The 16,835-nt window shown below is 28.0% G+C and carries 11 protein-coding genes; all 11 read left to right on the top strand.

Annotation, left to right across the window (positions count from 1 at the left end; translation table 11 throughout):
* A partial coding sequence (locus A6P36_RS05740) for a sensor histidine kinase (RefSeq protein WP_242861671.1) occupies positions 1–1,752 on the top strand: 1,752 nt, incomplete at its 5' end.
* A gap of 7 nt (positions 1,753–1,759) precedes the next feature.
* The gene (locus A6P36_RS05735) at positions 1,760–3,283 is read left to right on the top strand and encodes a response regulator transcription factor (protein WP_066761870.1); all 1,524 of its coding nucleotides are present in this window, start codon (positions 1,760–1,762) and stop codon (positions 3,281–3,283) included.
* Positions 3,284–3,448: 165 nt separating this feature from the next.
* Entirely contained in the window at positions 3,449–4,408 is a 960-nt protein-coding gene (locus tag A6P36_RS05730; protein WP_082917635.1) for an ABC transporter permease, read from the top strand.
* Positions 4,409–4,428: 20 nt separating this feature from the next.
* Positions 4,429–5,388, top strand: a complete 960-nt coding sequence (locus tag A6P36_RS05725) for a carbohydrate ABC transporter permease (RefSeq protein ID WP_066761861.1) — start codon at positions 4,429–4,431, stop codon at positions 5,386–5,388.
* A gap of 53 nt (positions 5,389–5,441) precedes the next feature.
* Positions 5,442–8,576 (top strand): alpha-mannosidase, encoded by a 3,135-nt coding sequence (locus A6P36_RS05720; RefSeq protein ID WP_066761860.1) that lies wholly within the window; start codon positions 5,442–5,444, stop codon positions 8,574–8,576.
* A 173-nt stretch (positions 8,577–8,749) separates the two neighbouring features.
* Entirely contained in the window at positions 8,750–10,207 is a 1,458-nt protein-coding gene (locus A6P36_RS05715; RefSeq protein ID WP_066761854.1) for an ABC transporter substrate-binding protein, read from the top strand.
* 108 nt (positions 10,208–10,315) lie between these two features.
* A complete protein-coding gene (locus A6P36_RS05710; protein ID WP_066761853.1) occupies positions 10,316–11,200 on the top strand; it encodes an ROK family protein in 885 nt (294 codons plus the stop codon).
* 4 nt (positions 11,201–11,204) lie between these two features.
* Positions 11,205–11,717, top strand: a complete 513-nt coding sequence (locus A6P36_RS05705; protein WP_066761852.1) for a hypothetical protein — start codon at positions 11,205–11,207, stop codon at positions 11,715–11,717.
* A 5-nt stretch (positions 11,718–11,722) separates the two neighbouring features.
* Positions 11,723–12,832 carry an ABC transporter ATP-binding protein gene (locus A6P36_RS05700; RefSeq protein WP_066761851.1) on the top strand — a complete coding sequence of 370 codons (1,110 nt, stop codon included), beginning with the start codon at positions 11,723–11,725 and terminating at the stop codon, positions 12,830–12,832.
* A gap of 14 nt (positions 12,833–12,846) precedes the next feature.
* The gene (locus tag A6P36_RS05695; protein ID WP_066761850.1) at positions 12,847–13,791 is read left to right on the top strand and encodes an ROK family protein; all 945 of its coding nucleotides are present in this window, start codon (positions 12,847–12,849) and stop codon (positions 13,789–13,791) included.
* 180 nt (positions 13,792–13,971) lie between these two features.
* Complete coding sequence (locus tag A6P36_RS05690) at positions 13,972–16,809, top strand: endo-beta-N-acetylglucosaminidase (protein ID WP_066761849.1); 2,838 nt, start codon at positions 13,972–13,974, stop codon at positions 16,807–16,809.
* The last annotated feature ends 26 nt before the right edge of the window (positions 16,810–16,835 follow it).

The raw sequence follows: 16,835 nt of genomic DNA, 5'->3' as shown, positions 1-16,835 counted from the left end.
TCTGAGGGAATGATATTTATGAGAAAAAATAAATCTACAGTTTATAAACGTATTTTCATAATGAATACAATAATGGTTGTATTTTTAATAGTGTCCTTGGATATTTATTTTGTCAAAAATATAGTCAGAAATGTAAAGGAAATGCAATTTTACATAAATGAAAAGGTCGTCAATGATGTGAACGAAGAATTAAATAAAATTTATGATCATTCTAACAACCTCGTTAATGATATTTATATCGATGAACTAATCATAAGAGATATAATTGATTTTTTGAACATGGATACTATAACTTATTTGAAATATAAAATAGATAAATTATCTAATAGTGATAACTATTATTATAAGGGAATTGAAAATTTTACAAAATTATCATTCTTAGAAAATGATAATTTGAAAGAAATTACATTTGTGAGTTTTAACAGAAATGAGCAAAGCACATTTAATAGATTAAATCAAATTGCTGTAAAAAAAATAGATCAACATAAATTCTATACCAATGGAGAATTATTGAAATCAATAAGTGATAAAGACACAATAAGTTTTATAAGAGAAATTAATAATCCTGTAGATTTAAAAAAAGAAGGATTAATACTTTTGACTTACGATTTAAGGTATCTAAATTATATATACGAAGAGTATGATAGAAAAACTAACATTATTGTTTTGGATAATAATGGATATGTTATATATGATTCTAAGGAAATGTTAAATTATGAACCGTACATATTTTATGAAAAGGTAATTAATAGTGAAAAAAACAAAAAATTAATGCTTGATGATTCTTATTATGTTGAAAATATACTCAGCGATGGAAACATCAGAGCTATTTCTATAATAAAAGCTCAAGAACTTGAAGATCTTCCAAATGCTATACTAATTTTTATATTTATAGGTCTGATATTGTTTATATTATCTCAAGGAGTATCTTATTTTAAATTAAAAGTTTTAGGAGATAGAACAAATAATATTTTAAACGCTATGGATAAAGTTAAAAATGGTAACTTAGACGTAGAAATATCATTAACATCAGATTCAGATGAGATTAATTATATCGCAGAAAATTTTAATTACATGTGTAAAGATTTAAATAAATATATTGATAAAATTTATAAAGCTGAACTTGAACAAAAAAAATGTGAAATGCTTGCATTACAGAGCCAAATTAATCCGCATTTTTTGTATAATACTCTGGAATCAATAAGAATGAAAGCGATTTGTAATGGTGATAAAGAAGTTGGAAAAATGTTATATACATTATCATTTTTATTTAGAAAACAGTTGAAAGAGAAAAATATTATTTCTATAGAAAATGAGTTAGATTACTGTAGAAAATATATTGAAATTTTTAAATTTAGATATTATGATAGTTTTCAATTTTTTATTGAATGTGATGAAGAAGTTAAACAGATGCAAATTATAAAATTTGCTCTTCAACCTTTAGTTGAAAATTATTTTATTCATGGAATTAGATTGGAAGATGAAGACAACATATTAAAGATTATAGTTTCAAAAGAAGATAATGATATTATTATCAAAATTATTGATAATGGTAAAGGAATTGATGATGTTAAATTATGTTTGTTAAACGAAAATATAAAAAATAGAAAGTATGAAGGAGATTCTATAGGAATTATTAATGTTCATGAAAGAATTATATTAGAGTACGGTAAAGCTTATGGAGTGCGTTTATTTAAAACAAAAGACAAAGAAAACATAGTTATGGTAAAAATACCGTGTAAGGGAGTGTAAATTGTCTGTGTACAAAGTTATGCTGGTAGATGATGAAAAATTAATAACTCAAGGACTTTTAAACATAATTGGATGGGATAAGTTAGAGTTAAAAGTAACTCAAATAGCAAATAATGGAGAGGAAGCATTTGAAAAATTTCAAAAAGATCCCGTAGATATTATTATTACAGATATAAACATGCCTAAATTAACAGGTTTGGATTTATTAAAAAAAATTACAAATATAAACAATAAAACTAAATTTATAATATTAAGTGGTTATGATGAATTTTCTTACGCTAAAACAGCAATAGAATACGGGGTAGAGAGTTATATTTTAAAACCCATAGATGAGGAAGAACTTGAAAATGTGTTGAAAAAGATAGTACTAGATATAAGTGATGAAAAAATTAAGGAAAGTAAAATATTGAATAAAAATAGAATTTTATTTCAATATCTTAATAGAAAAATTTTAAAAGAAGAATTGATAAATATTAAAGATTATCTAAATATTTCTTTAGAAAACAAAAATTATACTGTGGCAATTCTGATGATTATAAAGAAAAATGAAAAAGATTTATTCACACCAATAGATACTATTGCTAAAAGTATTTTTGGAAATGAATATGAAATATTACACAAATATGACGGACAAGTTGTTTTAATAAATTCATGGAATAAAGATTTTACAAGTGACCAAATTAAAAATTATTATATACAAATAAAAGATAAAATAATAAACGAATTAAATGAAGAAGTTTTTATATCTATAGGAGATTTAGTTTGTGATGTGAATGAAATTGAAATTAGTTATAAGATTGCAAATGCTTTAAAAAAATATATGTTAACTGAAGGAGTCAATATATGTTTAGATAGACATTCATTAAATTACACTGAGGAATATAATCGTACTTTTAATAATGAAATTGAAAAGATAAACAAATTAATTATAGAGAAAAATATTGATGTTTTAGAAGAATATGTAAATGAAATATTAGATAACAAAAAATTGAATCCTAAAAATATATATGATTTATCTATAAAAATATTGTTTTTAATAGATAAAACACTGGAAGAATTCAAATTAAATAGAAAATATAGAAACGATAGTTTAAGTAACATCATTGTGAAATTATGTAATGAAAGTACTCGAGAAAATGTTAAATCTTTTGTTTTAAGTGAATTAAAAGAATTGATAGAGTTAATGGATGATAATAATAGAATTAAATATAGTCCTGTAGTACAGCAAGTAATTAGTATTGTAAATGAAAAATATTATGAGGAATTGAGTTTAAAAACTTTAGCCCAAAAATATAACGTAAATAGTTCCTATTTAGGACAAATATTCAATAAAGAAGTTGGAGTTTCATTTTCAGAATATTTAAATAAAATTAAAAATACTAAAGCTAAAGAACTTATACTTAATACTAACATGAAAATTAATGATATAGCTAAATCAGTTGGATATATTGATACAAGTTATTTTTATAGAAAATTTAAAAAATATTTTGGAGTTTCTCCATCAACAATTAGAGATATGAAAAGATATTAATTATTAAATTAAAAGACTCGTTAAGAGTCTTTTTGTTTTTTTTAAAATTTTTTTAAATCTCTAATTTCTTCACTAAATCTAAAATTTTTAGACTCAAATCATTTTATTAGATATGTTATATTTGAGTTAGTTATGGAAACGTTTATACAGAAAGGGGTGAGTAGGGTGGCTAGAATTAAAAATTTCGATAAAAAGAATAAGAAATCAAAATTCAAAAAATTTAAGGAAAATAAAGAGCTTTTATTATTAACAATACCCGGAACATTATGGTTTTTAGTTTTTGCATATCTTCCTATGTTTGGAATAGCATTGGCTTTTAAAGATTGGAAAATTCATGGAGGATTTTTAGAAAGTTTAATAAAAAGTGAATGGGTTGGATTTAATAATTTTAAATTTTTATTTGGTAGTAGTGATGCGTGGCTTATTACTAGAAATACCGTTCTTTATAATTTAGTATTTATAATTTTAGGAATAGTTTTGCCTGTAACATTAGCAATACTTTTGAAAGAATTATTAAATAAAAAATTATCAAAGTTTTATCAAAGTTCAATGTTTCTACCATATTTTTTATCATGGGTAGTAGTAAGTTATTGTTTATTTACGTTTTTAAGTCCAGAAAAAGGATACATAAATAGCATAATTACGTCGTTAGGTGGAGAAAAAATATCTTGGTATACTGAACCTAAATATTGGGTATTTATAATAATTTTTATGAGTCAGTGGAAAGGTGTAGGTTATGGAACTGTAGTCTATTTAGCTTCAATTTGTGGAATAGATAAGTCTTATTTTGAAGCTGCAATGATAGATGGTGCTAGTAAATGGCAACAAATAAAATATATTACATTACCATTGTTGAAACCTGTATTAATAATTATGTTCATAACAGCAGTCGGAGGAATATTTAGAGCTGACTTTGGATTATTCTACCAATTACCTAAAGATTCAGGAGCGTTATATCCAGTAACAAATGTTATTGATACATATGTTTATAGAGGACTTATTAACTTAGGAAATATAGGTATGAGTGCAGCAGCTGGATTGTATCAATCTTTTGTAGGATTAATATTAATTTTGGTTACAAATGGAATAGTTAGAAAAGTAGATAAAGAAAATGCATTTTTCTAAAAATGAAGGCGGTGGTAGAAATGAAAAACGAAACAAAAGGTTTGTTTAAAAGAAAAAATAACCATAAAGAAGAGGATAGAATTAATAAATTTAATGCAATTTCTAAACCAACAAATATTTTATTAAATGGATTATTTGCAATATTAGCAGCTTTATGTATAGTTCCATTTCTCTTTGTAGTAATAATATCACTTACAAGTGAAGAATCTTTACAATTAAATGGATATAAATTTTGGCCTGAGGAATGGAGTTTAGAAGCATATAAATATATATTTACATCAGGAAGCAATATTTTAAATGCTTATGGAGTTACTATAGTTGTTACAATAGTTGGAACCTTACTTGGATTAATTATAATGACAACGTATGCTTATGCTTTATCACGAAAAAGTTTTGCATATAAAAAGTTTTTTACGAAGTTAATATTTATACCTATGTTATTTTCTGGTGGAATTGTTGCATCTTATCTGGTTGTAACAAGGTTTTTAAATTTAAAAAATAATATATTGGCTCTTATATTACCAATTTGTGTAAGTTCATTTCACATCATAATACTTAGAACATTTTTTAAGACAACAGTTCCAGATGCTATAATTGAATCAGCTAAAATAGATGGAGCTTCTGAGTTGGTATTATTTTTAAAAATAGTTTTACCAATATCATTGCCAGCAATAACTACAATAGCATTGTTTTTAACTTTAGGATTTTGGAATGATTGGTTTAATGCAATGCTTTATATAGATAAAAATAGTTTGATTCCATTACAATATTTGCTTATAAAAATAGAAACATCTATAGAGTTTTTAACTAATAATTCTGCTAGTTTAGGTACAACAGCGGTTGAACAGGCTGCAAAAATACCAAGAGATACAGTAAGAATGGCTATAGTTGTAATATCAACATTACCAATAATACTTGCATATCCATTTTTCCAAAAATATTTTGTAAGTGGATTAACAGTTGGAGCTGTAAAAGAATAAGGTTCAATCAATTAATGTAAAGGTAAGAAATTTAAGGTAAAGGAGAACAGAAAATGTTTTACTTATTAGAAAGAATTGATAAGACGTGTGGAGAAATTGCAAAGCATGTATATAGAGATGAAATCAATTTAGAAAATTATAGGTATATAGAAGGAAATTACCACAACATTGATTTAATTAAAAATGCTCCAGAAAATCAGTGGAGAGAATTTAAAACTGGAGATCTTTGGGGAGGACGAGATTGTCATGGATGGTTTAAATGTAGTGTAGAAGTTCCAGAAAAATTTAAAGGTAAGACAATTGCTCTTAATTTCAAAACTTTTGATGAAGGTTGGGATGCTACAAATCCTCAATTTATTATTTATATTAATGGTGAACATATTCAAGGTATTGATATAAATCATAGAGAAATAATTTTAACTCACGATGCTGTTCCAGGCACTAAGTATGAAATTGATTTGCATGCTTATGCAGGAATGCTTGCAGATAAAAAAGCCACATTGTATGGTAAACTTGTTATCATTGATATGGAAGCTAGGGAACTTTATTGGAATCTAAAAGTTCCGGTAGATGTATGCAAAGAGTTAGATGAAGAAGATAAAAATAGAGTAGATATGATTACTGTTTTAAATGATGCCATAAATTTAATTGATTTAAGGAAACCAAAATCAGAAGAGTATGATAGGAGCATCAAACAATCAAATGAATTTTTAAATGAAAAATTTTATGGAGAGTTGTGTGGACATGAAGATGTTATTGCTACATGTGTTGGTCATACTCATATTGATGTAGCTTGGCTATGGACAGTTGCTCAAACTAGAGAGAAGGTTGCAAGAAGTTTTTCAACTGTATTAAAATTAATGGAGGAATACCCGGAATATATTTTCATGTCATCTCAGCCACAGCTTTATAAAATGCTCAAGGAAGATCATCCAAAAGTTTATGAAAAGGTGAAGGAAAAAATTAAAGAAGGCACTTGGGAAGCTGAAGGGGCTATGTGGTTAGAGTCTGATTGTAATGTAACTTCAGGAGAATCTTTAGTTAGACAAATAATTCATGGAAAACGATTTTTTAAAGAAGAGTTTAATGTAGATAATGAAATTTTATGGTTACCAGATGTTTTTGGATATTCTGCAGCTATTCCTCAAATTTTAAAAAAATCTGATGTAAATTATTTTATGACAACAAAGATTGCGTGGAATCAGTTTAATAAAATTCCTAATGATACTTTTATGTGGCAAGGTATTGATGGTACAGAAGTTTTAACTCATTTTATAACTACAACTGGACCAGGACAAGATAGGTCTTCACATTTTACAACTTACAACGGACATATTCAACCTGATGCTGTTATGGGAGCTTGGAGAAGATATCAAAATAAAAATCTTAACAATGACGTATTAATTTCATTTGGATGGGGAGATGGTGGTGGTGGAGCTACCTTAGAAATGCTTGAGAATGGAAGAAGACTTGCAAAAGGAATTCCTGGAGCACCAAAAGTTAAAATGGGAACAGCTTTAGATTATTTTAAAAGATTAGAAGAGAAAGTGTCAAACAATAAGAAGTTACCGAAGTGGGTTGGAGAACTGTATCTTGAATATCATAGAGGAACTTATACTTCTATGGCGAGAAATAAGAGGGACAATAGAAAATGTGAGAATCTATATGTTGCGTTAGAAAAAATTGATTCATTATCAATGCTTTTAGGAAATAGCTATCCACAAGAAAATATAAACAATTCTTGGGAAACAATTTTGTTAAATCAATTCCATGACATTATACCTGGTTCATCAATCAAAGAGGTGTATGATGTTACGGAAGTTGAGTATAAAGAATTGCTAGAAAATGTTAATGGATTGATTTGTGATGGAATAATTAATGTTGTAAACAAAATTAATTTGAAAGATAGAAGTGTTATTGTGTTTAATACTTTAGGATTTGAAAGAGATGATATTGCAACATTTGATGTTCCTCAAGACATTAAAAATCCAGCAGTCGTTAATGATTTAGGAGAAGAAATCGTTTGTCAAAGAATAGATGGAAATAAAGCTATATTCTTTGCAAAATCAATTCCAGCTAACGGATATAAAGCATTTAAAATTGTTGAATCAAGTGTAAATAGTAATGAAAAAAATATTAAGCTTACAACTTCTTATGCTGAAAATAAATTTTTCTCAATGAAATTTGATGATAAAGGACAAATAATTTCTTTTATCAATAAAGAAGCTAATAGAGAAATTCTCAAAGAAGGTGCGATTGGAAATGAGATTCAAGCATTTGAAGATAAACCAATGTGTTTTGATAACTGGGATATAGATATTTATTACAAAGAGAAAATGTGGAAGATTGATGATGTTCAAAGAATTGAAGTTGTTGAAGAAGGTCCTATAAGAAGTACGTTGGAAATTGAAAGAAAGTTTCTAGATTCAACAATTATTCAAAAAATTTATATCTATAATGATCTTGAGAGAGTTGATTTTGATACGTATGTTAATTGGAAAGAGAAAGATGTTTTAGTTAAGGCTGCGTTTCCTGTAGATATTAATGCAAAGGAAGCAACTTATGAAATCCAATATGGAAATGTTACGAGATCAACTCATAACAATACTTCTTGGGATGTTGCAAGTTTTGAAGTTTGCGGACATAAGTGGGCAGACTTATCTGAAGGAGATTTTGGTGTATCATTATTAAATAATTGTAAGTATGGACACGATATTAAAAATGGAAATATGAGGCTTACATTATTAAAATCATCTTGCGATCCAAATCCAGATGCAGATAAAGAAGAACATTTCTTTACTTATTCAATTTACGCTCACACAGGAACGTGGAAAAATTCAAAAACTGTTCAGCTAGCTTATGAATTAAATACACCATTATTTACAAAAGTTGAAGAAGCTCATGAGGGTGAACTTGAAGATTCATTGAGTTTAGTAAAAGTTGATAAAGAAAATGTAATGATTGAAGTTATTAAGAAGGCTGAAGATTCAGATCATTTAATAGTGAGAATGTATGAATTCCATAATAAAAGAACAAATGTTACGTTAGAATTTTTTAGAGAAATAAGTGAGGCAACTGAGTGTAATTTATTAGAGAGAGATTTGGAAGAGGTAAATATAGATTTAAATAAAATTCACTTTATGATTAAACCATTTGAAATTAAAACTTTTAAAGTAAAATTAAAATAATAATATTGAAGGCTTTTACACTTTAAATTGTGTAAGAGCCTTTTTATTTGAAAGTTTAAAAATTAATTTAAGTAAATGTAGAATAAGTACACTATAAAATAAGATATCCATATGTTATAATTTGTTTGTAAACGTTATTTAAAACGTTTAATTTGTAAGAGAGAGGAATGGAAATGAGTAAAATTAAAAAAATTATCATGTTAATATCAACCACAATCGTAGGTATGCTATCATTAGTTTTACTAACAAGTTGTGGTACAAATTCAGGTAAAGTTGATTCAAATGGAAATAAGATAACTGAATTAACTTGGTACAGTATAGGTATTGAACCTAAAGATTTCGGTCAAGTTTTACCAGAAGTTAACAAGTATCTGGAAGAAAAAATTGGTGTTCATTTGGATATGAAATTTATAGATTTTGGTGATTATACTCAAAAAACATCTGTTATTATTAATTCAGGAGAACCGTACGATTTAGCATTCACTTCGTCATGGGCAGGAGATTATTTAGGAAATTCTAGAAAAGGAGCTTTTTTAGAATTAAATGATTTGTTAGACTCAGAGCAAGGAAAAAAATTGAAAGAAACTATTGATGAAAGATTTTGGGAAGGTGCTTCTATACATGGAAAAATTTATGGTGTTCCAAACCAAAAGGAATTAGGTGTTGCGCCTATGTGGGTATTTACAAAAGAATATGTTGACAAATACAATATTCCTTATCAAGACATACATACTTTAGAAGATTTAGAACCATGGCTTAAGATTATAAAAGAAAATGAACCAGGTGTAGTTCCTCTATATATAACTAAAGGTTTTTCTTATACCGTATTCTTTGATCAATTAGTAGATCCTATTGGAGTAGAAGTTAACGATGATAGTTTAACAATTAAAAATATGTTTGAAACTGAGGAAATGAAAAAGAATTTAGAAACATTAAGAAGGTTTTATCAATTAGGATACATTAATGGCGATTCAGCTACAGCTCAAGATGATAAATCAGTTAAAAGATTAGTAACAAAAGGTGATGGTCAACCTTATGCTGAAAAAATTTGGTCTAAAGATTTAGGTTATGAAGTAGTATCATCTCCAATTGTTGATACGTTAGTTACAAACGGTTCAGCTACAGGATCACTAATTGCAATATCATCTAATTCTAAGAATAAAGAAAAAGCATTTGAATTTTTAACTTTATTAAACACTGATCCTTATTTGAGAAATTTACTTAACTATGGATCAGAAGGTGTTCACTATGAAAAAGTTAGTGAAAACAGTATAAAGATATTAAACCCAGATCAAAGAAGATATGAAATACCATATTTTGCGTTAGGAAACTTGTTCATAACTTACACTTTAGATAGTGAACCAGAAACAAAATGGGAAGATTTTAAAGAATTTAATGATGAAGCAAAAGTATCTCCAGCGTTAGGATTTAAATTTGATGCTTCTAAAGTTTCCAGTGAACTTGCAGCGATTAATAATGTTTTAGAAGAATTTAAACAAACATTATATAGTGGTTCAGTTGATGTAGAAGAGTATTTAGGAAAATTAAATGCTAAATTAAAAGAGCAGGGAATAGATAGAGTAATTACAGAAATGCAATCTCAAATTAATGAATGGAAAGCTAATAATTAATATTTAATTTTTAAGAAAGGAGATATTATTCGATAAATAGAATTGATATCTCCTTTAATTTAATTGTGTATTTAAACGATTAATTTTTAAAAATGTGAGGGATATAAAATGGTAGCTTGTATAGATATTGGTGGAACGTCAATAAAAGTTGGAGTTCTAGATGAAAACGGAAAAATATATTTTAAAGATTCGTTAGAAGTACATAAAGAATTAGAAAAATTTATAGAAACAATTGTAAATTGGGTAGAGAAAATAAAACAAGATTTTAAAATTACAGGTTTAGCTATAAGTTCGCCAGGAGCTGTTGATAAAAAAACTGGATTTATTGGAGGGTCAAGTGCTATACCATGTATTCATGGTCCAAATTGGAAAAAAATTTTAAGTGAAAAATGCAATTTAAAAGTTAGTATAGATAATGATGCTAATTGCGCCGCACTTGCTGAAGTTTTTAATGGTTCTGCAAAAAACATAAAGGATATGATGTTTCTTGTTTGTGGAACGGGAATTGGTGGAGCTATAGTTCATGATGGAAAAATTCATAGTGGTAAACATTTGCATGGTGGAGAATTTGGATATATGTTAATGGAAGAAAATGATGGAAAGTTTAAAACTTTTAGTCAAGTTGGCTCAACTATGGCTATGGTAAGAAAAATTAAGAAATTTTATGATGATGATTCATGGACTGGAAAAAAAATTTTTGATGCAGCAGAAAATGGAAATGAAATTTGCAAAGAAGCAATTGATAGATTTTACTTGAATCTTGCAAAAGGAATTTTTAATCTTCAATATATATATGACCCAGAATTAATTTTACTTGGAGGAGCAATTTCTGAAAGAAAAGATTTTATAGATAAAATAAATGAAAAATTAGATTATTTAATAAATGAAGTTGAAGATGCAAAAATTAGACCAATTATAAAAACTTGCACACATAAAAAAGATGCTAATCTTATTGGGGCTTTGGCAAATTTTTTAGAAGAATATGCGAGGTAAGAATATGGGTGTTTTTTATGAACAATTTTTAACGAAAGATTATGGATATAAGCAGAAAAGTTTTGAATCTATTCAACAGGCTTTGTTGGTTTTGGCAATACTTAATGGAATTTTTATGGGGATAATTTGGGCACTTTTAACGATTGGAGTTTATTTTTTGATGTTTTTTATTGGACGTAATAAATTTTTAGAGTTTGAGTATGAATTAACAGATAGTGATTTAGTTATTTCAAAAATTATGAATAAAAAAAGTAGAAAAATAATCGGGAACATAGATATAAAAAACATTGTAGAAGTTGTATCTTTAAATAATTTTAATAGAAATGATGTTAAAATTATTAATGCATCTTTAAAAGGAATAAATAAAAATGACTTAAACGAAAAAATACTAATTGTAAGAAAAGATTTAAATTTAATTGGATATAAAATTGCTATGGATAAAAAGCTTTATGAAATCTGTACAAAAATTAATCCTATTATTTTTAACAAACATATAGAAAATAATTTTAGGAGGTAAAATTTATGGCAGGATTACTATTAAAAAATATTGATAAGATATATGAAAATGGATATAAGGCGGTTAATAATTTTAATTTAGAAATAAAGGATAGGGAATTTATAGTATTTGTTGGTCCATCTGGTTGTGGTAAGTCAACAACTTTAAGAATGATTGCAGGACTTGAAGAAATTTCTGGAGGAGAATTGTACATAGGAGACACTCTTGTAAATGATGTTGCACCAAAAGAGAGAGATATTGCGATGGTTTTCCAAAATTATGCGTTGTATCCTCACATGACGGTTTATGGAAATATGGCTTTTGCTTTAAAATTAAGAAAAACTCCAAAAGATGAGATTGATAGAAAGGTTAAAGAAGCTGCTAAAATTTTAGATATAGAGCACTTATTAGATAGAAAACCAAAAGCTTTATCTGGTGGTCAAAGACAAAGGGTTGCTATGGGAAGAGCTATTGTTAGACATCCTAAAGTATTTTTAATGGATGAACCTCTTTCAAACTTGGACGCGAAATTAAGAGTTCAGATGAGAACAGAAATAGCAAAGTTATATCATCAATTAAAAACTACATTTATATATGTTACTCATGATCAAACAGAAGCTATGACATTAGGAACAAGAATAGTAGTAATGAAAGACGGAGTTATTCAACAAGTTGATACGCCAAAGCACATATATGATCATCCAGCAAATTTATTTGTTGCTAGCTTTATAGGTAGTCCTCAAATGAATATTTTATATGGACAAACTTATGAAAAAGATAATCAGGTTATATTAAAAGTTCTAGATAGAGAAATTATACTTCCTGAAGATAAAGCAAAAATTTTAAGAAATACAAAAAATATAAATGCTGATTTAATCGTTGGAATTAGGCCAGAAAATATTAGTTGTAAAGAGAATGATTTAAACAATAAAAATAATGTTGTCTTTGAATTAGAAATAGATGTTGCAGAAAACTTAGGAGCAGAAACTTATATTCATGCAAAAGCTGGCAGTAGAAATATGATAATTAAAGTTGCAACTGCGGAAAATGTTAACACTGAAGGTACAATAAAATTTGTGATGGATGTAAATAAAATTCATTTATTTGATAGAGAAGAGCAAAATACAATTTTCTAGATAGAGGTGAAAAAATGGAAAATTTATATATTGGAATAGATTTAGGCGGTACGAAAATTTATACTGCACTTGCTAATGATGAGGGGAAAATTTTAAATGAAGTGATTGTTCCAACAGAAGCTACCAAAGGTTATGAGCAAATCGTTGACAAAATGAAAGATAGCATAAAAAATGTTATGAATGGAATTGATAAATCAAAAATAAAGGGAATTGGGTTAGGTTCTCCAGGACCACTTGATGTTAAAAATGGAATTATTGCTGAACCACCGAACTTGCCTTTTGTTAATTATCCAATTGTTGAGGAGCTTAACAAAGAATTTGGGATTGATGTTTATTTAGATAATGATGCAAATGTTGCAACTTTGGCAGAGTATATGTTTGGAGCTGGAAAAGGAACAGAAAATCTTGTTTATGTTACGGCGAGTACTGGAGTTGGTGGTGGAGCTATCTTAAATGGGAAAATCTATAGAGGTAGCACTTCAAATGCCTTAGAAGTTGGGCACACAACAGTTAATGCTTTTGGAAGAAGATGTGGCTGTGGAAATAATGGTTGTGTTGAAGCAATGGCTTCGGGAACGGCTATTATGAAAGCTGCAAAAGATGCAATTGAAAGTAGAGTTCAAACTTCTTTAAGAAAATATGATGAGGTAACTTCAAAAGAAGTTTTCATGGAAGCATCGAAGGGTGATAGAGTTTCAAAGGAAATAATTGAAGAAGCTATGAGCTATTTAGGAGTTGCTGTTGCAAATTATGCAAATATGTTAGATCCAGATATTATTGTAATTGGTGGAGGAATTATAGGAGCAGGGGACATCGTTTTTGAAATTGTAAATAAAGAAATTGAGAAGAGATGTTTAGGGCCAATATTTAGGAACTGTAAAGTTGTAAAATCAGATTTGGGTGGAAAGACTGGAGTTCTTGGAGCAATAGCTTTAGCTATGACGGAATCAAACAAATAAATTTTCTCAGATATAAAAGGATATGGAAAAGAAATTTTTATCGTATCCTTTATTTATTTTTTGAAGGGGATAATTAATCCAGCGATTCTATAATTTGTACACTTATAAAAATTTTCTCTGTGTGTTATTATTTTAGTGAACGTTTACATTGGTTAAAAAATGTATTAATGGAGGTATAAAATGCTTTCTAAAAAATCGAAATTTATAATTTCTCTTGCTATATGTTCTGCTTTTGTAGGTGGATTAATGTCTTGCACAAGCAATCAAACAACAAATGTTGTAAGTAGTGTTGTTAATTATACAATTACAGATGAAGCAGGTGATGCTGCAAATTTAAAAATGGCAAATACGCCGATTGCTTCTTTCTGGTTTCCTGAAGAGCTTCTTGCGTGGAATCCAAGTGAGGACAAAGATATTGAATACAATAAAAGCTCTGTTCCGTTGGTAGAGAGAGTTTCTAAAGATACTCTTCAAACAGTTAATAAAACTCAAAATAAAGATTTTAATGTTGTTGCATTATCCATAATGAATTCAAGCACAAGTGGAAATCCTTCTCAAGGATCAAATAAGTTTGGAGCTAACACGTTTTCTTATTGGCAATATATAGACAAGCTTGTTTATTGGGGAGGTTCTTCTGGGGAAGGGATAATAGTTCCACCAAGTGCTGATGTAATTGATTCAGCTCATAAAAATGGTGTTCCTGTTCTTGGTACAGTATTTTTCCCAACAACTGAACACGGAGGAAAGGCCGAGTGGGTAGATCAATTCTTACAGAAAGATGAGAATGGAAATTTCCCAATGGTTGATAAACTTATAGAAGTTTGTGAAGTTTTAGGGTTTGATGGATGGTTTATAAATCAAGAAACGGGATTAACTATAAGAGAAAATGATTTTATAGATCAAAGTGAAACTGCTAAAGAGGGAGCAAAAATAACTAAGGCTCATGCTGAACTTATGCAAGAATTTATAGAACAATTTAAAGAGAAATCAGACCTAGAAATTATGTGGTATGATTCACTTACAAAAGATGGTGAAATGGATTGGCAAAATGCTTTAACCGAAAAGAATGACTATTTCTTAATTGATGGAGATAAGAATAAAGTTGCTGACTCGATGTTTTTAAATTTCTGGTGGACAACTGATAGGTTAGCAGAGCAAGAACTTTTAAAAGCTTCTAACAAACGAGCAAGAGAGCTTGGACTTAATCCATACGACCTTTACGCAGGAATAGATATGCAGGCAAATGGTACAAGTACGCAAATTAAATGGGACTTGCTTGTAGATGATAATAATGTTCCTTATACGTCATTAGGTTTATATTGTCCAAGTTGGACTTATTTTTCATCACAAAGTTTAGATGAATTTCTTTCAAAAGAAGAACGTCTATGGGTTAATGAACTTGGAGATCCTTCTAAAGAAAGTCAAATAACTGGCACTGATTTCAGAGGAATTTCAACTTACGCAGTAGAAAATACTGTTGTTAATTCACTACCATTTATAACAAACTTCAATATGGGAAATGGTTATAATTATTTTGTTAATGGTGAAAAGGTATCATTACTTGATTGGAATAACAGAAGTCTTGCTGATGTAATGCCAACTTATAGATGGATAATAAATAATGGAGGCTCTAATACATTGAAAGCGTCAATTGATTATGCAAATGCTTTTTATGGTGGTAACTCTATAAAATTATCAGGAAATTTACAAGCAAACATTCCTACAACAATAAAATTATTTAGTTCTGATTTAACTTTAGAAAATGGAACTAATTTTACAACCACAGCAATGACTAGCAGTGATGTTTTATTAAATTTAGTTTTAGAATTTGATGACGGAACAACAGAGGAAATTAATGGGAATAATAAAGTTGGTGAAAATTGGACAACTGTAAAATTTGACGTTTCAAAATTTGCTGGGAAAACTATACGTTCAATTTCTTACAAAATTCTTAGTGACAAAGATATTTCAAATATAAATTTTAATTTTGGAAATATAAAAATCACAGGAAGTGAAAAAATTCCTGTATCTGATGTTTCAAATTTAAAAGTTGATGATGTTGTATTTGAAGAAGATGATTTATATGCTGGGGTTAGATTATCTTTTGATTCCTCAAACAAAGAAAATGTTAATCACTATGAAATTTATAAAATAAATGACGATAATACAAAAACATTTTTAGGAGCAACAATTACTAACAGATATTTCATAAATGCTCTTCCAAGAGATAATAAATCAAACACAACAACTTTTGAAGTAGTGGCAGTAAATAAAGATATGACTAAAGGAAAATCTTCAACAACAAAAATACAGTGGCCAGACAACAGCATACCAAAAGCAAACTTTGAGGCTTCAAAAACTTTAATAGCTCCAGGAGAAGAAATTACATTTAAAAGTTTAAGTTCTAAAGTTACAGAGAATCTTGAATGGATATTTGAGGGAGCAAATATTGAAAAAAGCACAGATGAATTACCAAAAGTTACATATGAAAAAGAGGGAGTTTACACTGTTACTTTAAAAGCGAAAAATGATTCTGGTGAAGATATTAAAGTTATGGAAAAATATATAACAGTATCAAATGATGCTAAAGATAATTTCAAAAATCTTTCTCAAGGAAAGACTGCTGAAGCTTCAAGTTTTGTAAATTCAAAAGAAGCTCCAGAATTTGCTTTTGATGGAAAACTAGACACAAAATGGTGTGCAACGGGAACACCACCACACAATATTGTTGTAGATTTAGGAAAAGTTCAAACAATTAGTGAAGTTAGAATGGCACATGCTGAAGCAGGAAATGAAAGTCCTGACATGAATACATCTGATTACACAATAGAAGTTAGTGAAGATGGAGTAAATTTCACAGAGGTTGTTAATGTTAAGAAAAATTCCGCAGCAAATACAATTAATACATTCAAAGCAATTCCAGCAAGATATGTAAGAGTAACTGCTACAAAACCAACTCAAGGTTCAGACTCTGCTGTTAGAATTTATGAAATTGAAGTTTATGGTGTAGATAAATAAAATAATTAAAGACTACGTAAAATACA

Source organism: Candidatus Arthromitus sp. SFB-turkey (assembly GCF_001655775.1).
Classification (GTDB): Bacteria; Bacillota; Clostridia; order Clostridiales; family Clostridiaceae; genus Dwaynesavagella; species Dwaynesavagella gallinarum.
Note: the sequence above shows the minus strand (reverse complement) of the source record. Positions and strands in the feature narration are given on the sequence as shown.

Coding starts and splice junctions, on each gene's coding strand:
- A6P36_RS05715 (WP_066761854.1), top strand. CDS start 8,750: ATGAGTAAAATTAAAAAAATTATCATGTTAATATCAACCACAATCGTA.
- A6P36_RS05720 (WP_066761860.1), top strand. CDS start 5,442: ATGTTTTACTTATTAGAAAGAATTGATAAGACGTGTGGAGAAATTGCA.
- A6P36_RS05725 (WP_066761861.1), top strand. CDS start 4,429: ATGAAAAACGAAACAAAAGGTTTGTTTAAAAGAAAAAATAACCATAAA.
- A6P36_RS05710 (WP_066761853.1), top strand. CDS start 10,316: ATGGTAGCTTGTATAGATATTGGTGGAACGTCAATAAAAGTTGGAGTT.
- A6P36_RS05700 (WP_066761851.1), top strand. CDS start 11,723: ATGGCAGGATTACTATTAAAAAATATTGATAAGATATATGAAAATGGA.
- A6P36_RS05695 (WP_066761850.1), top strand. CDS start 12,847: ATGGAAAATTTATATATTGGAATAGATTTAGGCGGTACGAAAATTTAT.
- A6P36_RS05705 (WP_066761852.1), top strand. CDS start 11,205: ATGGGTGTTTTTTATGAACAATTTTTAACGAAAGATTATGGATATAAG.
- A6P36_RS05690 (WP_066761849.1), top strand. CDS start 13,972: ATGCTTTCTAAAAAATCGAAATTTATAATTTCTCTTGCTATATGTTCT.